Here is a 17999-nt window from a genome sequence, read left to right on the forward strand (position 1 = left end):
GGGGGAATGACGAAGTTGAGAAAGCGGGTCATGGCGTGCATGTCCATCAGAAGGGGCTGATCATGGTGAAGAAGCGCTGCAACCAGCCCTGACGGCTGGCGCGGGCGATCTCCCCCTTGCCGGTGTAGATGATCCTGGCATCGGCCACGCGGGTCGATGCGATGCGGTTGTCCGGGCCGATATCGGCCTGACGGACGAGTCCGCTGATCTGGATATACTCGTCGCCGCGGTTGAGCGTCAGCGCCTTTTCGCCCTTCACCAGCATTGTGCCGTTGGGATAGGTCGCCGCGATCGTCACGGTGATCTCGCCGTTCAGCGCGTTGGACTGGGTAGCGGCACCCTTGCCGGTGAAGGCGTTGGTGCCGCTCGACGTGATGTCGCTCGACTTGACGATCTTCGACAGGATGCCGGTGGCGGGCGGCGTCAGGCCGATATTGCCGTCGCGGCTGGTGTCGGCGCTGTTGCTTTTGGTCGCCTGCGTCTTTTCGACCAGAACGATGGTGATGATGTCGCCCACGCTGGTCGCCCGCGCGCCGCTGGTGAGCGGGGTATAGCCCATCGACGCCTGGAAGATCGAACCGTTGGCCACGGGGGCGGCAGAAGCGGCAACGACCGTGGGGGCATAAAATTGCCGCTCGGCATCGCGCTTCTTGCCGGCCATGGCCGGGGAGGCGGCAAAAGCCGCCAGCGACAGGATTATCAGGGAGGTGGAGGCGAGGCGCATCATCTTGGCTCAGAGCTGCTGGTTGACGTACTGGAGCATCTCGTCGGTCGCCTTGATCATCTTCGAATTGACCTCATAGGCGCGCTGGGTTTCGATCATGTCGACCAGTTCCTCGACGACATTGACGTTGGACGTTTCCAGATAGCCGGAGCGGATCACACCGCGCCCGTCCAGCCCGGCGACGCCGACTTGCGGCGTGCCGCTGGCGGCGCTTTCCTTCAGCAGATTGCCGCCGACCGCAGCCAGCCCGCCCGGATTCATGAAGCTTGCCAGCTCGATCTGGCCGAGCTGGGTCGGCTCGCTCTGTCCTTGCAGCGTGGCCGAGACGGTGCCGTCATTGCCGATGGTGACGCTGGTGGCGCCTTGCGGCACGGTGATCTGCGGGATCAGGGGGAGGCCGTCGCTGGTGACGATCGTGCCTTCCGCCGTGGTCGTGAAATTGCCCGCGCGGGTATAGGCGATGGAGCCGTCCGGCTGCTGCACCTGGAAATAGCCCGAACCCTCGATCGCCATGTCGAGAACATTCTCTGTCTGGTTGAGCGTGCCCTGCGTGTTGATCTTGGCCGTGCCCTGCATCGCGACGCCCGAGCCTAGATTGAGGCCGGTGGCGAACTTGTTCTGGCTGTCGCTGTTCGCGCCCGCCGCCACGATCTGTTGATAGGCCAGCGTCTCGAAATCGGCGCGGTCGCGCTTGAAGCCGGTGGTGTTGACGTTCGCCAGGTTGTTGGCGATCACGCGCATCTTCGTGTTCTGCGCGTCAAGGCCGGTGCGGGCGACATGAAGGGCTGCGTTGGTCATGGCTCAAAATCTCCGTAGGGCCGTCAGGCTTGCTTCGTGAAAAGCAAGAGCCGTGCCAGATTAACCATCAATCCAGGCGCATCAGCGATGCGCCGCCGTCATCCAGCTGCTTGGCGGTGTCGATCATCTTGACCTGGGTTTCCCAGGCGCGGCTGGCCTCGATCATCTGCACCAGCGCGGAGGTGGCGTTGACGTTCGATCCTTCCAGCGATCCGCCGGTGACGGTGGCAATCGGATCGTCGGGCAAAGCGCCGCCATTGACTTCGCGGAACAGGCCGTCCGTGCCCTTGGCGATGCTGGAGCCGACCGGGCTGACCAGCTTCAGCCTGTCGACCTGTTGCGGATTGGCGGGGTCGCCGCCCTGCGGCACGCCCCAGATGCTGCCGTCCTTGGCGATGGAAACGCTGTCCATCTGCGGCAGGGTGATGGGACCGCCCTGGCCCAGCACGGGGAGGCCGTCGCCGGTGGTGAGCAGTCCGCTGTCGCTGACTTTGAGATCACCCCTGCGGGTATAGGCTTCCTGGCCGTCAGACCCCTGAACGGCGAGCAGGGCGTCGCCATTCAGGGCCACGTCCAGCGGATTGCCGGTTTCGGTGACCGCGCCTTGCGCCATGTCGGCGGCGATCACCTGTTCGGATGCCTGCGCCCGCGTGTCGAAGGTGCTGCCCTTGATCCAGCGCGTCTCGGCATTGGCGATCTCGCTGCGAAAGCCGGTGGTGTTGACGTTCGCCAGATTGTTGGAGATTGCCGCCTGCCGCGCCATCGCGCCGCGCATCGCGGTGAGTGCCGTGTTGACGAGCCGGTCCATGGGTTTGTCCTGTTCTTGCGGGCTTTTTACAGTGTGCTCCTGCGCAGGCAGGATGCCAGTTCAGGCGTTGGGACTGGGTTCCTGCCTTCGCAGGAACACGCAGCCCTTCAAGCGCCGTCAGCTATTAAGTCCGCATGTTGACGATGGTGGTCGACAGCGTGTTGGCCGCTTCGATCGCCTTCGAGTTCGCCTGGAAATTACGCTGGGCGGAGATCAGGTTCACCAGTTCTTCGGTGATGTCGACGTTGGAGCGTTCCAGCGCGCCCGAGCGGACCGAGCCGAACAGGCCGCTATTACCGGTGCCGAGCATCGGCGTGCCGCTGGCGTTGGTGGCGGTCCAGTGGGCGTCGCCCTGCTGACGCAGGCCTTCCTGGCTGTTGAAGGCGGCGACGGCGGTCGCGCCCAGATATTTGGTGGTGCCATCGGCGTAAACGCCGGTGATCTTGCCTTCTTCCGATACGCCAACGCTGGTCAGCTGGTTGCCGGTGCCGCCATCGGGCCAGTTGGTCGGAATCTTGAGGTCGGTGAGCGAGGTGGGGGTCACCGTGCCCGTCACCGTCGAGGCGCCGGTGTCGGGATCGAGCGGGATCACCTGAAGCCGGGCGCCGGTGGTGTCGACGACATAACGGTCCTCTTCGACCGAGAAGGCGCCGTTGCGGGTGTAGCTCACCTGATTGTCGGCGCTGCGCTTGACGGTGAAGAAGCCTTCGCCGGTGATGGCGAGGTCCAGCGTCTTGTCGGTCGTTTCAATCGTCCCCTGCGTGAACTGCTGGTTGATGCCCTGGGCGCGGACGCCCTGACCCGCGACCTGCGTGGTGGTCTGCATCGGCGCGGCGGCGAAGATGTCGCCGAACACGGCCTTGCTCTTCTTGAACGCGGTCGAATTGACGTTGGCGACATTGTTCGCCGTGGTCGACAGGTCAGTCTGCGCGGCCTTCAGGCCGGAAAGCGAGATGTAGAAGGACATGGCGTTGCTCCCTGGGTGAAAGGATTTGGGGGTGAAAGGATTTTGGAGTGGTTAGGCGAGGGAAATGGCGTCGGACGGGCTATAGGTGCCGAGCGCGGTGATGAGCTTGGATGAGCTGCCGTCAGCGGGTGACTGGACGGCGGCGATGGTGGCCCAGCTCGCGACGCGGCTGGGGCTGGCGCCGTTGACCTTGATCTTCAGCGCGTCGGTGGCGACGGTGTTGCCGGCATCGTCCTTGCCGTCCCAGAAGAAATTGACGTCGCCCGCCGCCTGGTCGCCCAGCTCGATCGTCTTGACGACAGTGCCGTTGCCGTCGACCAGATCGACCGAAGCGCCGCTGGTGGCGTCGGTAAAGCTGACCTGGCCCATATACTGGCCGGCCGCATCGGGCGCGGCGATGTTGCTCTGGACCAGCATCGACTTGCCGATCCAGCTCGCCGCATCGCCCAGGCGCGATCCGCTCATTTCAGAAGCCAGATTCTTCAGCGTCTGGTTCATTTCGGCGATGCCGGTGCTATTGGTGATGGTCGCCATCTGCGACACCATCTGGGTGCTGTCCATCGGCGCCATGGGGTCCTGCGCCTGCATCTGCGCGGTCAGCAGGCGCAGGAAATCCGCCTGGCCCATCTCCGACTTGCCGGTGCCGACATTGGCATAGGGGTTATAGACCGAAAGCCCCGCGCTATCGGTGGCGGTCGTGGTCGTCATTTGCCGATCCTTATGGTTTCGAGCATCAGGGATTTGGCGGTGTTGAGCACCTGCACATTGTTCTGGTACATGCGGGCCGTCTCGATCATGTCGACCAGCTCCGCGCTGCTATCCACGGCCGCTTCCCACACATCGCCATTCTTGTCGGCCAGCGGATGGTTGGGGTCGTGGCGCTTGGTGGGCTGCGCGCTGGTGGTGACGACATTCTGGACCTTGACGGTCGAGACGCCGGGGCTGTCGGTAACCGACTGGAACACCGGCTTGATCGCGCGATAGGCCTCCGCCGCGCTGCCGGTGACATTGCCGGCATTGGCCATGTTGGAGGCGGTGGCGTTCAGGCGCACCAGCTGCGCGCTCATGGCGCGGCCGGCGATGTCGAAGATGTTCATGGGACCCGAAGAGCCGGAACCGCTCATGCTCATTCTCCCTTCAGCGCGCGAGTGATGGTATTGATGCGGCCCTCCAGGAAGGAGAGGGTCGTGCGATATTTGACGGCATTTTCCGCGAACAAAGTCTGTTCGGTGCTGAGTTCGACGGTGTTGCCGTCGAGGCTCGGCTGGAGCGGCACGCGATAGCCCATCGAGTCATCGACGGCCTGGGACACGTCGGCAGCGGATTTGCTCTGCTGGGTCGTCGCTTCCTTGAGCGCGGATTCGAAATCGATGTCGCGCGCCTTGTATCCGGGCGTGGAGGCGTTCGCGATATTGGACGCGAGCAGGGACAGACGCTGCGAGCGAAGCGCCAGCGCCTTTCCATGTATCCCGAACAATCCGTCTTCCAGCGACATTGTGGTCTTTCCGCTTTTTTGCCCCTGAGGGCCTAAAACTTCCGATCGCTCCGTCGTTCTGAGGCCTGATGGCGTGAACTGTGGGTGATCCAGCCCGATATTCGCAAGAGCCGTGCCAATTTGCGTGGGTGACGCATCGGCAGGGCCGGAAATGGCGGAAATCAGCGGGATCGCAGGAGCATGGCGGCAAGGGCGGCAGAAATTTGCCGGTCGGTGGCAGGGCTTTGCCGCCAGTCGGCCGGGCATGATCGGGGGCTTGGTGACGATGGGAAGTGTTGCGCAGTTGTTCGATCCCCTGACCCTGCTGGCCATGGTCGCGGGCGTCGGGCTGGTGGCGCTGTTCCAGAATGGCGCGCGCGCGTTGGGGCGGGCCTTTGTGGCCTTGCGACCCTTGCTGGCTGCCGATCCGACAAAGGATCGCGATGCCGCGCGGGCGGCGCTGCTCAAGATCGATCAGGTCGCCCAGTTGCGCGGCCTTGCCTGCACCGACCGGGTGAAGACCGCCAACCCCTATCTGACCGAAGCCGCGCGCAAGCTCGCCAATAGCGAGAAGACCGAGCAGTTCGAACTGTGGGCGGCGCAGTCGCTGGCCGACCGCGCGCAGCGGCATGGCGCCGCATGCAAGGTCTGGCTGTCGATCGCCGACGCAGCGCCCGCGCTGGGCATGGCGGGCACCATCATCGGGCTGGTCGGCATGTTCGCCGCGATGGACGATCCGGCGGCACTGGGTCCGTCCATGGCGTTGGCGCTTCTCACCACCTTCTACGGCGTGGTCATCGCCAATGTCGTCGCCGCGCCGATCGCCACGCGCCTCGCTGATCTGTCGGAACGGGAATTGACCTGGCAGAAGGAAGTCGCGGATCGCATGGCGGCCATTGCCCGGCGGGAAAATGTGCCGCTGCGTCGCGCCTCGATCCGCGAGGTTGCATGAGCATTCCCACCCTCTCCCCCACTCTCTCCAGCGCCCGGCGCAGCCGCTGGGCGCTCAGCTTTGCCGATCTGCTGCTGCTGCTGCTCGGCTTTTTCGTGATGTTGCAGGCGAGCGGCCAGCGGCGCGATGCGATGCTGGCGCAGGTTCGTCAGCAATTTGGCGGGCGCGCCATCAGTCGGCCCATGGAAATCCGCGCCGCAGATCTGTTCCAGCCGGGCGAGGCGTTGCTGACCCCGGCGGGCCAAAGGCGGCTAAAGGCAGTGGCGGGTCGCTTTGCCGCGGGACGCTCTGGGCTGGAGGTCAGCAGCCGCGGCACGGATGGTGCCCGCCAGCGCTTCGATGGATGGGACCTGTCGGCGGCGCGATTGGGGGCCGTCGCGCGGGCGTTGAAGGCGGGCGGCATTGGCGATGACCGGCTGGTCCTGCGCGGGCTGGACCAGTTGGATGGCGAAAGCGGCAGGGGGCAGTCGATCCTGATCTCGGCAGCCCGTTAACCATTTTTTGGCATCAATATTGCTAATCTCATGGTTGATCCTGTCCGCTCATCGGAGAGTTGCCGTGAACATCATGCCCAAGATCCTCCTCCTGACGCTGTCGGTGCTGGCCTCGCAGCCCGCGCAGGCGCAGCAGAAGTTCGAGAATCTGGACCGCATCGACAGTCTGGTCGCGATGACCGTCGGCGCCAATATAGGCGATCCGGGCGGGCCGATGGCGCCGGTTGACCGCCGTTTGCGGCTGGCGGCCTGCCCGACGACGCCCAGCGTCGATGGCCCCGTCTTCGGCGCGGCGATCGTCAAATGCGATGCGCTGGGCTGGCGGATTCGCGTGCCTTTGGTGGCGGGGGGCGCGGCGGCGGCTTCGGGGCCGGTGGCGCGCTATGCGCCTGCGGCCCGCGCGGTGCCGAAGGAAGCTGTCGTGAAGAAGGGCGACCCGGTCCAGTTGATGGCCGGGAACGCCAGTTTCAGCGTCTCGCGCATGATGGTCGCGGATGAGGACGGCGCCGTGGGTCAGACGATCCGCGTGCGCGAGGACAGGAAAGCCGCGCCGGTTCTGGCGCAGGTCGTGGAAATGGGAATTGTTCGTATTCCGGGATTTAATAATTTCTGAACCCGGCCGTATATAGGCTGTGCGGGACGAATGAAGGATTGAAGCAATGATCAAGTCTGTCGGCCAGAATATCAGCGCCGCCGTTGAGGCGACCCGCCTGAAGGAAGGCGGCAAGACCACGCGCGCTTCGTCGGTCGGTTCGACTGCCAGCGCGTCTGCCTCGGCCAGTTCGGCCAGCCCCGCCGCCCGCATGGCGGCGGAAGGCGCTCCGGTCGACATGGACCGCGTGGCCGCGATCAAGGCTGCGATCGCTTCGGGCAATTATCCGGTCGATCCGGCGGCGATCGCCGATCGCATGCTTGCGCTCGACCTGCCGGCGGCTGGCTGAACCCCATGCCGCTCGGTCTTGCAGCGCTGGATGAACTGAACGCGGCTTTTGATGAGCTGCGCGTGGCGCTCGACGGGGTGGACCCGGCGGTGATCGAATCTGCGACCCGCCGAATCGCCACGGCGGCCTCCGCAGTCCGCGCGATTGGCGTCTGGCGGTCCGATGACGCGGTGAAGGATCGGTTGAAAGCATTGCGGCCGCTGATGGAGTCGGCGCGGATTCGCACCAACCTGTTGGCGGATCATGCGAATCAGCGGATGGCCATTCTCGCGACGCAAGGCGCGGAAATCGCGCCGCTGACCTACGGCCGCTAAAAAATCCCATTTTTCCGTAGCTTAAAAGGGCGCCTGCGGGCGCCCTTTTGCGTTGCACCGATGTGGAAAAGCAAATCATGAGCGCGCGTTAACCAAATCTTGGCACAAGCCTTGCTCTAAGGACCTCCGGTACCAACGGGGATGCGAGCAATCAGTGTCGGCTTTCGCAGACATATCAGCAACGGGCGCTTCGGCGGGCAATCGCGTGACCAACGCGATCGCCATGGCCAGCCGCCGGACGGGCGTGGACTTCGCCTATCTGCTCGGTCAGGCCAAGATCGAGAGCAGCCTGAATCCCGCCGCCCGCGCGACGACATCCTCCGCGACCGGACTGTACCAGTTCGTCGATCAGAGCTGGCTGGCCGTCATCGACCAGCATGGCAGCGAATATGGCCTGGGCTGGGCCGCCGATGCGATCAGCCGGGGCAGCAACGGCCGCTATTATGTGGCCGATCCTGACCTGCGCCAGCAGATACTCGACCTGCGCAAGCATCCCGAAACCGCTTCCGTCATGGCTGCCGAGCATGCCGCCGACAACAAGGCCTATCTGGAACAGCGCCTGGGCCGCGAGGCTGAGCCCGTCGACCTTTACATGGCCCATTTCCTCGGCGTAGGCGGCGCGGCCAAATTCCTGTCGATGGAAGATCAGGCGCCCGATGCCACCGCCGCCTCTATGTTTCCGGCGGCGGCGCGCGCCAACCGTTCGATCTTCTACGACAAACAGGGCAATGCCCGCAGCTTTGCCGACATTCGCGACCGTTTCGCCGCGAAGCTCCAGAAGGGCTTCGATTCGGTCGGAACCGGCGACATCCAATATGCCGACAGTTCGTCGGATGCCGGGCTGCCTTCGGGCGCGAAGACCGTGCAGCCCGCCGATTATGTGCGGATCGAAACCCAGCGCCTTGCGAGCGCGGCCGACGTTGCCGTCCGGCCGGACCCGCAGACAGCGCGCCTCGCCTATCTCATGCTTGCCACCCTCGGAAGGTAACGGCCCATCATGACTCCTGCCCAAGTCAAAGCGAAGATCTGGATGAGCGCCGCCAAGGGGGCGGTGTTGCCGTTCGCGACGCTGATGGTCGTGCTGTTCATGATGGTGCCGGTGCCGGCGGTCATGCTGGACATCGGCTTCATCACCAACATCATGATTTCGCTGGCCGTGCTGATGGTGGCGCTGAATGCGGCGAAACCGCTCGATTTCTCCAGCTTCCCCACGGTGCTGCTGTTCGCGACCCTGCTGCGGCTGGCGCTGAACGTGGCGTCGACCCGCGTGGTGCTGGTGAACGGGCATGAAGGCACCGATTCGGCAGGCCATGTCATCGAGGCTTTCGGTCATTTCCTGATCGGCGGCGACTATGTCGTCGGCATCTTCGTCTTCGCGATCCTGATGATCATCAATCTGGTCGTCATCACCAAGGGTGCGGGCCGCGTGTCGGAAGTGTCGGCGCGTTTCACCCTGGACGCCTTGCCCGGCAAGCAGATGGCGATCGACGCCGATCTGAACGCGGGCCTGCTGACCCCGGAAGAAGCCAAGGTCCGCCGCCGCGAAGTCTCGACCGAAGCGGATTTCTACGGTTCGATGGACGGTGCGTCCAAATTCGTGAAGGGCGACGCGGTCGCGGGCATCCTGATCCTCGCCATCAACATCGTCGGCGGCATCATATTGGGCGTGGTCAGCCACAAGCTGTCCATCGGGGAAGCCGCGCAGACCTATATCATCCTTGCCATCGGCGATGCGCTGGTGGCGCAGATTCCGGCGCTGCTGCTCTCCATCGCGGCGGCGGCAATCGTCACCCGCGTCGGCAGCGAGGACGATCTGTCGAACCAGATCACCAGCCAGTTCGGTTCGGGCAAGGCGTGGATGCCGGTCGCGGCGATCCTGACCTTCCTTGGCGTCCTGCCGGGCATGCCCCACATGATCATCCTGCCCGCCGCGGCTTTGGCCGGCACGATCGCATGGCAGCTCCGCAAATCGGGCCAGCGCAAGGCCGCGGAGCCTGAACCCGCCGCCCCGCCGCCCAATCCGGCGCTGATCGAATGGAATGACGTGTCGGACGGCGCGGTGCTGGGGCTGGAGATCGGCTATGGCCTGATCGGCCTGGTGGACGAACGCAAGGGCGCGCCGCTGATGGCCCGCATCACCGGCATCCGTCGCCAGCTGTCGAAGGAACTGGGCTTCGTCGTGCCGATGGTCCGGGTGAAGGACAATCTGGCGCTGGAGCCGAACCAGTATCGCATCACCATCGCCGGCGTTGTCGTTGGCGAGGACGAGATATTCCCCGCCGACCTGCTGGCGCTGGACAGCGGCGCGCTGGAGGGCACGGTGTCCGGCCGCGAGGCGAAGGACCCGACCTTCGGCCTCGACGCCGTGTGGATTTCGCCCGCCAAGCGCAGTGAGGCCGTGGTCGCGGGCTATACCGTGGTCGATCCGCCGACGGTCGTGGCGACCCATCTCAACCAGCTGATCGCGATGAACGCCAGCGAGATGTTCGGCCTGGACGAAGCGCGCAAGCTGCTCGACAACCTCAAGGATGCCGCGCCGCAGCTGGTGGACGGGCTGACGCCGGGTCTGCTCAATCTGACGCAGATTTCAGCGCTCTGCCGCGCCCTGCTCGCCGAAGGCATTGCGCTCAAGGATTTCCGCCGCATTTGCGAGGCGATGGTCGATGCCGCACGGCCCGACATGAACCTCGATCAACTCGTCGAAGCGGTGCGCCAGCGCATCGGCTCGCTCATCATCCAGGGCCTCGTTCCGGTGAAGATGCCTTTGCCGGTGATCACGCTCGACGGCGACCTGGAGGCGTTGCTGGCGCAGGCGATGCGCATGGCGGGCGATGCCCGTCACCCGATCGAGCCCGCGCTCGCCAACCGCATCATCGAGGCGGTGGTGCAGGCTGCTCGCCCGTTGCTGGGGCAGGCGCGCAACTTCGCCATCGTCACCTCGCCGGTCGCGCGCCGCGCGCTGGCTCGCCTGTTCAAGCCGCATCTGCCGGAGACGCCCGTGCTCTCTTTCCTCGAAATTCCCGACGGCAAGGGCGTGGAAGTCGTCGCCGTGGTCGGTGGCGAGCAACGCCCCGCGCCGCGTCACGATCCCCTGCCGCAATCTTCCCACTCTGGCCGCGAACGCGTCGCTTAAGGAGCCGTCTCATGTTCATGAACAGGGTCGTCGCCGGTTCCGATACCCACATCTATAATCGTCCCGGCAATGCCGTCTCGCCCGAGCGGCTGGCGCGGCAATATATGCCGCTGGTGCGCAAGATCGCATGGCACGTCCATGGCCGTGTCTCCAGCGCGATCGAGATCGAGGACCTGCTCCAGATCGGCATGGTCGCGCTGGTGGAGGCTGCCAATGGCTTCGAGGACAGGGGCCTGGGCTTTGCCTCCTATGCGCAGATGCGCGTGCGCGGGGCGATGATCGACCATCTGCGCCGCAGCGCGACCATGACGCGGTCGGCCATGGCCCAGCGCAAGACGATGGCGGGCATCCGCAACCGGCTGGAGCAGAAGCTCGGCCGCGCGCCGCTGGAGGCGGAAATGTCCGCCGAAATGGGTCTGGATGCCGCCGCCTATCGCGAAGTGGCCGACAGTTGCGAGATGGTGCAGCACAGCAGCATGGACGAGGTCTATTCCGACCAGTCCATGTGGTTCGCCGATGTCGAGGACCGCGCCGACGACGTGATGGAGCGGGAGTCGCTTAAAGGCGCGCTGGCGAAATGCATCGGGGAACTGCCGCAGCGCGAGGCGCTGGTGCTTCAGCTTTATTTCGTCGAGGAACTGAATCTGGAGGAAATCGGCGCGACGCTGGATATCGGCGCGGCGCGGGTGTGCCAGATCAAGAAGGCGGCGCTCGACAGGCTGCGCGAGAAATTGCGCGATTGGGATTGAGTAACTGGCCGGGCCGCTGCGTGTGACGTGTTCCTGCGCAGGCAGGAACCCAGTTCGGCCGCCAGTCCATTTGTGCAAGCGTTTGGACTGGGCTCCTGCCTGCGCAGGAGCACGTTCATCTCATGATCAGCTATCGTTCGCCGCATTGGACAGCCCGTCGAACGGCGGCTTCGCATTGTCCAACTGCAACTGGCGATAGCGCGTCTTCTGGTAGTTCTGCGTCCGCCACCATGGTTCCGCCACCTGGAACAGCCCGCTATGCGCGGCCTTCGTCCCCAGGTCCTTGCGCGCGGTGAACGCCGCGAGGAGGGGCGCCAGCACCAGTCCCGCCACCACCGGCATGATCCAGCCGAGCGAGGTATGGGACTTCACCGCCAGCAGCGTCAGCCCCGCGCCCAGCAATATATGCCATTTGAACAGCCAGATGGCGGGCAGCATCGCCATGCCGTCGCGGTCGCGGGTCTGCCCGTTCCAACTGCTCTTGCGGCCCATCAATATGCCGAACAGGTTGATCGTCTGGGTCAGCATGCTGACCGGCGCCATCAGGATCGATAGCGCGATGTCCGCGATCACGCCGCGCATCATCCGCACGCCGCCACCGAAGCCGATGCGCCGCGCCGGATCGGCCAGCGCCCAGAGCAGCGCCAACAGCTTCGGCCCGAACAGCAGCACGGCGGTCAGCGCCAGCAACCCGCCGGAGGGCAGGATCGCGCTTGGCGGCCACACGCCCGCCACCGCGCCGCCCAGCACCACCAGCATCAGCGCCAGCCACAGCGGCGAGGTGCAATAGGCCGAAGCGCCGACGAACAGCTGGAAGCGGCTGACCGGATGCATGCCCCTGATCTTCGTGAGCAGCGGCACATGCTGGATATTGCCCTGGCACCAGCGGCGGTCGCGCGTGGCGAGATCGGGCAGGGAGGGCGGAAATTCCTCGAAACTGTCGTCGGCCATGACGATATGCACGTCCCAGCCCCTGCGCCGCAGCAGCGCGGCCTCGACCATGTCATGGCTCATGATATGGCCGCCAAAGGGCGCGCGCCCCGGCAATTCGGGCAAGCCGCAGCTCTGCGCGAACGCCTTGGTCCGCAATATGGCGTTGTGGCCCCAGAACATGCCTTCCGATCCCGCCCACCAGATCATGCCGGCGGCGGAAATCGGCCCGAAGAGGCGGCTGGCGAATTGCTGCCAGCGGGCGAAGAAGGTGGAGGCGCCGACGATTGACGGCACGGTCTGGATCAACCCGACATGCGGATGCCGCTCCATGTCGGAGGCGAGGCGGGCCATGGTCTGGCCGCTCATCACGCTGTCGGCGTCGAGAACGATCATATAGTCGTAGGCGCCGCCGAAACGTTCCACCCATTCGGCGATATTGCCGGGCTTGCGGCCGATGTTGAGCGCGCGCCGGCGGTAATGGACCGGGCGGGAGAATCCCTTGCGCATCTTCACATAGGCGGCGCGCTCGATTTCCCCATTCCCGGCATTGGAATCGCTCAGGATGAAAAATTCGAACCGCTCGCCGCCCATGACCTGCGCCAGCGACCGCTCCATGATCGACAGCCGGCCGAGCACGCCCTGGAAATCTTCATTGCATACCGGCAGCAGCACGGCGGTGCGGCCGCGCAAGGGCGTGGCGGACCGCGCGCGATAAGGCCGTGCGCCCTGTCCCTTGCCCATGGTCAGCAGCAAAAAGCCGATCAGGCTGGTCGCGAAGCCGAAGGCGATCCAGGCGAAGAGCGGAATGAACAGGGCAAGATAAACACCCTCCCATGCCGAAATGCCGTCCAGCCCGATCGAGCGCCGCATTTCATGGGCCGCCATCGACGCGGGCAGCAGCGCCAGCAGGACGACCAGTATCCGTCTTGCCCAAAGATCGACGTTGAATGGACGATGGGGCAGGTCGCGCGGTTTTGCGGAAAAATCCTGCGCGGGCATGGCCAATGGCCTTTCCACGGGAAGATGCTCGAACGCCCTCATGGGCGTCGATCCCATCCCCTTGTCCGTGTGCATGCCACCAGTTGCCGTCATTCCAGACCCATTTTCCGCTTCATCCGCCCGCGAAGGCCCGGCTCAAGCTCGCCGGATTTTTGTTCCAGCCGTCATGCGCCCAGGGGGTAATGCACATATTCGCTGAACGGACGATTGCCAGCGCGAAGTTGGGCGCGAATATCGGTCGGCTTGCCCCGGTCCCGACGGATATCCAGGACCATTCGGAACATGTCCTTCTGGTGCAGCACGGGATAGCCCGCTTTTTTGACCAGCGTTCCGCCGGCAAGATCCACCCAGATATCGGGCCGAGCCTGCGCTGGAACCCCGGCAAAGTCCACCAGGAACCGCTCAACCCCCGCTTCGCCAGACTGCCCGGTCCAGATATTCTCGACCGTGGCAAGGTCGGTCGAAGCGGGCGTGCGCGCCGTGGACCAGTCAAGCCGGTAACTCGCCTCGATCCGGCTGCCCGCGCGCGTCGGCGCGGCGGGCGTCCAATAGGCCGCGACATTGTCGGTATACTCGCTGTCGGTCGGAAAGGCGTAGAGCCTGACCTGTCCCGCGCCCAGCGGCTTGCGCGGGGTCGCCCAGAGCGACGGGCGGCGTTCGTAGAAGACGCCGTCATCCTGATAATGGTCGAAATTCCGGTCGCGCTGGAGCAGGCCGAAGCCCTTCGGGTTCCGCTCGGCAAAGACATCGACACGCGGCGCGGAGGGGTTCGCCAGCGGACGGCAATGGGCGGTGCCATCTGCGCTGGCGATGGAGAGCATGTCGCTGTCATGGATTTCCGGACGCCAGTCGGTGCGCTTCGCCCGGTCGGCCTGATCGTACCAGAACATGCTGGTCATCGGCATCAGCCCCAGTTCGGTGATCGCCTTGCGCGCGAACAGCACCGCATCGACATCCTGCCGCACCCCTTGCGGGCCAAGGCTGCTGGCGAAGCGGAAGGCGCCGGTCAGCGAGGCGCTGTCCATCAGTGCATGGATGGTGACGCTGCTGCGCCCGGTCCGCTCCAGCCAGAAATGGGTGAAGCGGGGAAATTCCTCCTTGCCCGCGATGCTGGTGTTGATCGCGACGGCGCGGGCCGACAGGCCGAACTGCCTGTCGGCGGGCGCCCGGAAATAGGTGGCGCCCAGAAAGGACAGCCAGTCGCCGTCCCGCGCCGCGTTCATGATGCGGAAGCCGGAAAAGCCCGCATCAGGCCCCAGATTGCGCACCGCATTGCCGGCCGGGGCGTCGAACATGCCGGGGTCGTAGCGCAGCGGCGTCGCGCGGCCCTTTTCCACCAGCGCGATCTCGACCGGCTGCTGCACCGTACTGCTCAAGGGGAACAGGCGGATGCCGGTGTCGCCGCCAAGGTCGTTCCAGATCGTCCGCTCGTCGCGGAAACGGGCCTGGTTGAAGGCGTCATAACCCACCTTGTCCGCGCCGGGGAAAAAGGGCGTCACCTTGAAAGCGCCACGGGCAAGCCGCTGCGCGCGGGCGATCACCATGTCCCAGGAGAAGGCGTCGCCGCGCGGTTGAGCGAGAAGGGGGCGGGGCAGCAGCAGCGCCGCGCCGGAGGCAGCGATCATCGCGCGGCGATCAATCTTGGTCATGGTCGTCATCATGGGGGCGACAACCGCCAATGCAAGTGTTTCGATCCCGATCCGATCGACAAATGCGATGAAGCCTCCGCCCGGGGGGACGGAGGCTTCTTTAGGCTGGCCGTTTCATCGAAGTTTCTACCCCCGGCACGGGTGGGGACCGTTGATGTGCCGGGAGTGGCATGACCGGCTGCCAGGTGACCAAAACCCCAGCCGGTCAATCTCTTTCAGGCTTAGCTGATCAGCTTCAGGACGTTCTGCTGGCTCTGATTGGCCTGGGCCAGCATCGCGGTCGAAGCCTGGCTCAGGATCTGGGCCTTGGCGAGAGCGGTCGTCTCGGTCGAGAAGTCCGCGTCCTCGATGCGGCTGCGGGCGTCGGTCAGGTTGGTGACGTTGGCCGTCAGCGTGTTGACGGTCGATTCCAGGCGGTTCTGGGCGGCACCCAGACCAGCGCGGGCCGTGTCGATCGCCTTCAGCGCGTTGTCATAGTTGGTGAGCGCGGTCGCCGAGGAGAAGCCCGCGGCGGTCACGTCCATGGCGGCGGTCGCGACACCGGTGCCCGGCGTCAGCACGGCGGTCACATTGGCGTTGGTGTTCAGGTTGCCGAGGTCGATGACCACCGAGTCGGTCGAGTTCGCACCGGCCTGGATGTTGATCTTGCCGTCGGCAGCCGCGCCGCCCGAACCGTCGAACAGCTTGATGCCGTTGAAGCTGGAGTTGGTGAGAACCTTGCCGATCTGGGTGGAGAGCGCGTCGATTTCCGACTTGATGTTCGACTTCGAGTCGGCGCCGTTGGTGTCGTTCGACGCCTGGACGGTCAGTTCACGCATGCGCTGCAGCATGTTGCTGACTTCGCCCAGCGAACCTTCCGCCGTCTGGGCGAGCGAGATGCCGTCATTGGCGTTGCGGACGCCCTGGGTCATGCCCTTGATCTGCGCGGTCATGGTCGAGGCGATCGCCATGCCGGCGGCATCGTCCTTGGCCGAGTTGATGCGCTTGCCGGTCGACAGGCGTTCCATCGCGGTGCTGAGCGCCTTGCTGGAAGCGGCCGAAGCATTGGTGGCACGCAGCGCCGAAGAGTTGGTTCCGATAACAGACATTTGATTACCCTTTCCGTTCGTTCAGGTCGCTGCCATCAGGCTGCTTGCGGCCTCGAAAGGGGATAACGGCAGGGGCGAAAAAGCTTTTAGGGGTGGCGCGTTTTTTTCCGGAAAAACTTCCAAAGGCGCGGAAAACCGACCTCCAGAACGGGTGCCCTATGCAGAAGTGGGCAAGAAGTTCCCGGCAAGCGGAAAAAAAATGCCGTTATGCGGCAAGAACTTTGCCGCATTAACCATATGATAACCATGGCCGGGCAGTTTGAACCCATCGAAGGGGGTTGGGGCGTGCGGGGGCACAATCCGGCCAAAATCATGGGGACAAGTTCATGTCATCGCTGGACGTGAGCCGAGGAGTCTGCGCGCTCGTTGCGGGCCTGCAGCACTGGCTGGAAAATGCGTTCTTCACCGTACGCATCGTGGACGCGCAGAGCCCGCGGGAGCGGGACGGGATTGAACGGGGCAATCGGCGCGTGCTGCTGGCGACCGAGATCGGTCATGCGACCCATCGCGACATATTGATCAACCTGGTGGACGGCGCGCCGTCGCTGGTGCCTGCCGCCAACGGCCTGCCCGCCCGCGTGGCCTTTGGCCTGGAGGATATGGGCTTCGCTTTCGCGCTGATCGCGGAGCTGGCCCGTCCGGCCGCGGTCCCGGCAGTGGGCGACAATGCCAGCACCCGGCTGATGACACTGGCCGGTCGCGTGGCGCGCAGCGACGCCACCGTGCTGATCCAGGGCGACACTGGCACCGGCAAGGAAGGCATGGCGCGCTTCCTTCATGCGCAGTCGGGCCGCACTGCCCATGACTTCATCGCCGTCAACTGCGCGGCGCTGCCCGAAACCATGATGGAAGCGATGCTGTTCGGTCACAGGAAGGGTAGCTTCACCGGCGCGGCCAACGCGTCGGAAGGCCTGTTCCTCGCCGCTGACGGCGGCACGCTGTTCCTCGACGAAATCGCAGAACTGCCGCTGAGCCTTCAGGCAAAGCTGCTGCGCGCCCTTCAGGAAGGCGAAGTGCTGCCCGTGGGCGCGACCCATCCGGTTCCGGTCAATGTCCGCATCATCGCAGCCTGCAACCGCAACCTCGCCGCCGAAGTCGCCGCCGGGCGTTTCCGCGAGGATCTCTACTGGCGCCTCAACGTCATGCCGCTGGAGCTGCGCCCGCTGGCCGAGCGTGCGGGCGACGTGACCGCGATCGCCGCTGCCATGCTGCTGCGGCATCAGGATATGGCGAAGGACGCCTTCGTGTGGCCGACCGTCGCGGCGCTGGAAAAGCTGACCGCCCATGTCTGGCCGGGTAATGCCCGCGAACTGGGCAATGTCCTCCAGCGCGCGCTCGTGCTGCGCGACGGCGACCGGATCGAGCCTGCTGATCTGCACATCACCGGCGCGCCGCAGCTTCGCGTGGTGCAACGCCAGGTCCTGGAAACCGCCGAGCCGATCCGTCTGCGCGACGTTGCGCACAACTCCAAGCTGGAGGCTGTCCGCGCCGCGCTGCGCGAGACGGACGGCCACCGCGCCGCCGCCGCCCGCAAGCTGGGCATTTCCGAACGCACGCTGCGCTACCGGCTCGCCGAGATGCGCGAGCTGGCCGCGGCTTGAGGGGAGAATAGGATATGTCCGGCATCTCTCCCACTGATAGCGTGATGGCGATCCGCAACGCCATCCTCCAGAAGAACGCCGCGCTGCGCGACGTCGCCCAGACCGGCAATGTCGGCGCGGGTTCGGCGGTCGGCACCAACGGCGCCACCGCGCCGGGCGGTTTCACCGACGCGCTGAAATCGGCGCTAAGCCAAGTCAACGGCCTGCAAAATCAGGCGGGTGAAGCAGCCGCCTCGTTCGAACGGGGGGAAACCACCGATATTGCCGGGGTCATGCTCGCCAAGCAGCAGGCGTCGGTCAGTTTCGAAGCCACCCTTCAGGTCCGCAACAAATTGCTGTCCGCTTACAAGGACATCATGAGCATGCCGGTGTAAT

At 65.0% G+C, this 17999-nt stretch carries 20 protein-coding genes; 10 read left to right on the top strand and 10 right to left on the bottom strand.

The genetic code is table 11. The annotated features are described in order from the left end of the window. Positions 1 to 46: 46 nt before the first annotated feature. The 7 genes from RUH75_RS11685 to flgB all read right to left on the bottom strand — a co-directional run bounded on the left by RUH75_RS11685 (position 47) and on the right by flgB (position 4792). Positions 47 to 724 (bottom strand): flagellar basal body L-ring protein FlgH, encoded by a 678-nt coding sequence (locus tag RUH75_RS11685; protein ID WP_313806144.1) that lies wholly within the window; start codon positions 722 to 724, stop codon positions 47 to 49. Positions 725 to 733: 9 nt separating this feature from the next. Continuing rightward, positions 734 to 1522, bottom strand: a complete 789-nt coding sequence (flgG, locus tag RUH75_RS11690; protein ID WP_313806027.1) for a flagellar basal-body rod protein FlgG — start codon at positions 1520 to 1522, stop codon at positions 734 to 736. Between the two features lie 67 nt (positions 1523 to 1589). Continuing rightward, positions 1590 to 2330 carry a flagellar basal body rod protein FlgF gene (locus RUH75_RS11695; RefSeq protein WP_313806029.1) on the bottom strand — a complete coding sequence of 247 codons (741 nt, stop codon included), beginning with the start codon at positions 2328 to 2330 and terminating at the stop codon, positions 1590 to 1592. A 124-nt stretch (positions 2331 to 2454) separates the two neighbouring features. Further along, complete coding sequence (locus RUH75_RS11700; protein ID WP_313806031.1) at positions 2455 to 3297, bottom strand: flagellar hook-basal body complex protein; 843 nt, start codon at positions 3295 to 3297, stop codon at positions 2455 to 2457. A gap of 51 nt (positions 3298 to 3348) precedes the next feature. Then, positions 3349 to 4005, bottom strand: a complete 657-nt coding sequence (locus tag RUH75_RS11705) for a flagellar hook assembly protein FlgD (RefSeq protein ID WP_313806033.1) — start codon at positions 4003 to 4005, stop codon at positions 3349 to 3351. Continuing rightward, on the bottom strand, positions 4002 to 4394 hold the full coding sequence (flgC, locus tag RUH75_RS11710; RefSeq protein WP_409592349.1) for a flagellar basal body rod protein FlgC: 393 nt from the start codon (positions 4392 to 4394) through the stop codon (positions 4002 to 4004). Before flgC ends, RUH75_RS11705 begins: the two co-directional genes overlap by 4 nt. 29 nt (positions 4395 to 4423) lie before the next feature. Then, the gene (gene flgB / locus RUH75_RS11715; protein ID WP_313806037.1) at positions 4424 to 4792 is read right to left on the bottom strand and encodes a flagellar basal body rod protein FlgB; all 369 of its coding nucleotides are present in this window, start codon (positions 4790 to 4792) and stop codon (positions 4424 to 4426) included. A gap of 265 nt (positions 4793 to 5057) precedes the next feature. Between flgB and RUH75_RS11720 the strand changes: the two genes are divergently transcribed. The 8 genes from RUH75_RS11720 to RUH75_RS11755 all read left to right on the top strand — a co-directional run bounded on the left by RUH75_RS11720 (position 5058) and on the right by RUH75_RS11755 (position 11354). After that, on the top strand, positions 5058 to 5723 hold the full coding sequence (locus RUH75_RS11720) for a MotA/TolQ/ExbB proton channel family protein (RefSeq protein WP_313806146.1): 666 nt from the start codon (positions 5058 to 5060) through the stop codon (positions 5721 to 5723). Next, a complete protein-coding gene (locus tag RUH75_RS11725) occupies positions 5720 to 6217 on the top strand; it encodes a flagellar motor protein MotB (protein ID WP_313806039.1) in 498 nt (165 codons plus the stop codon). Before RUH75_RS11720 ends, RUH75_RS11725 begins: the two co-directional genes overlap by 4 nt. Positions 6218 to 6290: 73 nt before the next feature. After that, on the top strand, positions 6291 to 6830 hold the full coding sequence (locus RUH75_RS11730; protein ID WP_313806041.1) for a flagella basal body P-ring formation protein FlgA: 540 nt from the start codon (positions 6291 to 6293) through the stop codon (positions 6828 to 6830). Positions 6831 to 6876: 46 nt separating this feature from the next. Then, a complete protein-coding gene (gene flgM, locus RUH75_RS11735; protein WP_313806043.1) occupies positions 6877 to 7158 on the top strand; it encodes a flagellar biosynthesis anti-sigma factor FlgM in 282 nt (93 codons plus the stop codon). A 5-nt stretch (positions 7159 to 7163) separates the two neighbouring features. Beyond that, positions 7164 to 7472, top strand: a complete 309-nt coding sequence (locus RUH75_RS11740; protein WP_313806045.1) for a hypothetical protein — start codon at positions 7164 to 7166, stop codon at positions 7470 to 7472. Positions 7473 to 7626: 154 nt separating this feature from the next. After that, positions 7627 to 8460: a lytic transglycosylase domain-containing protein gene (locus tag RUH75_RS11745; protein ID WP_313806047.1), complete on the top strand. Its 834-nt coding sequence runs from the start codon at positions 7627 to 7629 to the stop codon at positions 8458 to 8460. 9 nt (positions 8461 to 8469) lie between these two features. Beyond that, entirely contained in the window at positions 8470 to 10605 is a 2136-nt protein-coding gene (flhA, locus tag RUH75_RS11750; RefSeq protein ID WP_313806049.1) for a flagellar biosynthesis protein FlhA, read from the top strand. An 11-nt stretch (positions 10606 to 10616) separates the two neighbouring features. Beyond that, complete coding sequence (locus RUH75_RS11755; RefSeq protein ID WP_313806051.1) at positions 10617 to 11354, top strand: FliA/WhiG family RNA polymerase sigma factor; 738 nt, start codon at positions 10617 to 10619, stop codon at positions 11352 to 11354. 126 nt (positions 11355 to 11480) lie between these two features. On the opposite strand, the gene mdoH is transcribed toward RUH75_RS11755, so the two are convergent. The 3 genes from mdoH to RUH75_RS11770 form a co-directional block, all read right to left on the bottom strand. Next, positions 11481 to 13379 (bottom strand): glucans biosynthesis glucosyltransferase MdoH, encoded by a 1899-nt coding sequence (gene mdoH / locus RUH75_RS11760; protein WP_313806053.1) that lies wholly within the window; start codon positions 13377 to 13379, stop codon positions 11481 to 11483. A gap of 71 nt (positions 13380 to 13450) precedes the next feature. After that, the gene (locus tag RUH75_RS11765) at positions 13451 to 14935 is read right to left on the bottom strand and encodes a glucan biosynthesis protein (protein ID WP_313806055.1); all 1485 of its coding nucleotides are present in this window, start codon (positions 14933 to 14935) and stop codon (positions 13451 to 13453) included. Positions 14936 to 15156: 221 nt separating this feature from the next. Next, the gene (locus RUH75_RS11770; RefSeq protein ID WP_313806057.1) at positions 15157 to 16023 is read right to left on the bottom strand and encodes a flagellin; all 867 of its coding nucleotides are present in this window, start codon (positions 16021 to 16023) and stop codon (positions 15157 to 15159) included. Between the two features lie 326 nt (positions 16024 to 16349). Between RUH75_RS11770 and RUH75_RS11775 the strand changes: the two genes are divergently transcribed. Together RUH75_RS11775 and fliE are read left to right on the top strand one after the other, a co-directional pair. Next, positions 16350 to 17624, top strand: coding sequence for a sigma-54 dependent transcriptional regulator (locus tag RUH75_RS11775; protein ID WP_313806059.1), 1275 nt, complete (start codon positions 16350 to 16352; stop codon positions 17622 to 17624). A gap of 14 nt (positions 17625 to 17638) precedes the next feature. Further along, positions 17639 to 17998: a flagellar hook-basal body complex protein FliE gene (gene fliE / locus RUH75_RS11780; protein WP_313806061.1), complete on the top strand. Its 360-nt coding sequence runs from the start codon at positions 17639 to 17641 to the stop codon at positions 17996 to 17998. The last annotated feature ends 1 nt before the right edge of the window (position 17999 follow it).

The organism is Sphingobium sp. (assembly GCF_032153725.1).
Taxonomy (GTDB): domain Bacteria; phylum Pseudomonadota; class Alphaproteobacteria; order Sphingomonadales; family Sphingomonadaceae; genus Sphingobium.

What these genes read in the sequence shown, in the direction of transcription:
- RUH75_RS11685 (WP_313806144.1), bottom strand. Translation starts at nt 724, where the DNA reads ATGCGCCTCGCCTCCACCTCCCTGATAATCCTGTCGCTGGCGGCTTTT.
- flgG (WP_313806027.1), bottom strand. Translation starts at nt 1,522, where the DNA reads ATGACCAACGCAGCCCTTCATGTCGCCCGCACCGGCCTTGACGCGCAG.
- RUH75_RS11695 (WP_313806029.1), bottom strand. Translation starts at nt 2,330, where the DNA reads ATGGACCGGCTCGTCAACACGGCACTCACCGCGATGCGCGGCGCGATG.
- RUH75_RS11700 (WP_313806031.1), bottom strand. Translation starts at nt 3,297, where the DNA reads ATGTCCTTCTACATCTCGCTTTCCGGCCTGAAGGCCGCGCAGACTGAC.
- RUH75_RS11705 (WP_313806033.1), bottom strand. Translation starts at nt 4,005, where the DNA reads ATGACGACCACGACCGCCACCGATAGCGCGGGGCTTTCGGTCTATAAC.
- flgC (WP_409592349.1), bottom strand. Translation starts at nt 4,394, where the DNA reads ATGAACATCTTCGACATCGCCGGCCGCGCCATGAGCGCGCAGCTGGTG.
- flgB (WP_313806037.1), bottom strand. Translation starts at nt 4,792, where the DNA reads ATGTCGCTGGAAGACGGATTGTTCGGGATACATGGAAAGGCGCTGGCG.
- RUH75_RS11720 (WP_313806146.1), top strand. Translation starts at nt 5,058, where the DNA reads ATGGGAAGTGTTGCGCAGTTGTTCGATCCCCTGACCCTGCTGGCCATG.
- RUH75_RS11725 (WP_313806039.1), top strand. Translation starts at nt 5,720, where the DNA reads ATGAGCATTCCCACCCTCTCCCCCACTCTCTCCAGCGCCCGGCGCAGC.
- RUH75_RS11730 (WP_313806041.1), top strand. Translation starts at nt 6,291, where the DNA reads ATGCCCAAGATCCTCCTCCTGACGCTGTCGGTGCTGGCCTCGCAGCCC.
- flgM (WP_313806043.1), top strand. Translation starts at nt 6,877, where the DNA reads ATGATCAAGTCTGTCGGCCAGAATATCAGCGCCGCCGTTGAGGCGACC.
- RUH75_RS11740 (WP_313806045.1), top strand. Translation starts at nt 7,164, where the DNA reads ATGCCGCTCGGTCTTGCAGCGCTGGATGAACTGAACGCGGCTTTTGAT.
- flhA (WP_313806049.1), top strand. Translation starts at nt 8,470, where the DNA reads ATGACTCCTGCCCAAGTCAAAGCGAAGATCTGGATGAGCGCCGCCAAG.
- RUH75_RS11755 (WP_313806051.1), top strand. Translation starts at nt 10,617, where the DNA reads ATGTTCATGAACAGGGTCGTCGCCGGTTCCGATACCCACATCTATAAT.
- mdoH (WP_313806053.1), bottom strand. Translation starts at nt 13,379, where the DNA reads ATGACGGCAACTGGTGGCATGCACACGGACAAGGGGATGGGATCGACG.
- RUH75_RS11765 (WP_313806055.1), bottom strand. Translation starts at nt 14,935, where the DNA reads ATGACCAAGATTGATCGCCGCGCGATGATCGCTGCCTCCGGCGCGGCG.
- RUH75_RS11770 (WP_313806057.1), bottom strand. Translation starts at nt 16,023, where the DNA reads ATGTCTGTTATCGGAACCAACTCTTCGGCGCTGCGTGCCACCAATGCT.
- RUH75_RS11775 (WP_313806059.1), top strand. Translation starts at nt 16,350, where the DNA reads ATGTCATCGCTGGACGTGAGCCGAGGAGTCTGCGCGCTCGTTGCGGGC.
- fliE (WP_313806061.1), top strand. Translation starts at nt 17,639, where the DNA reads ATGTCCGGCATCTCTCCCACTGATAGCGTGATGGCGATCCGCAACGCC.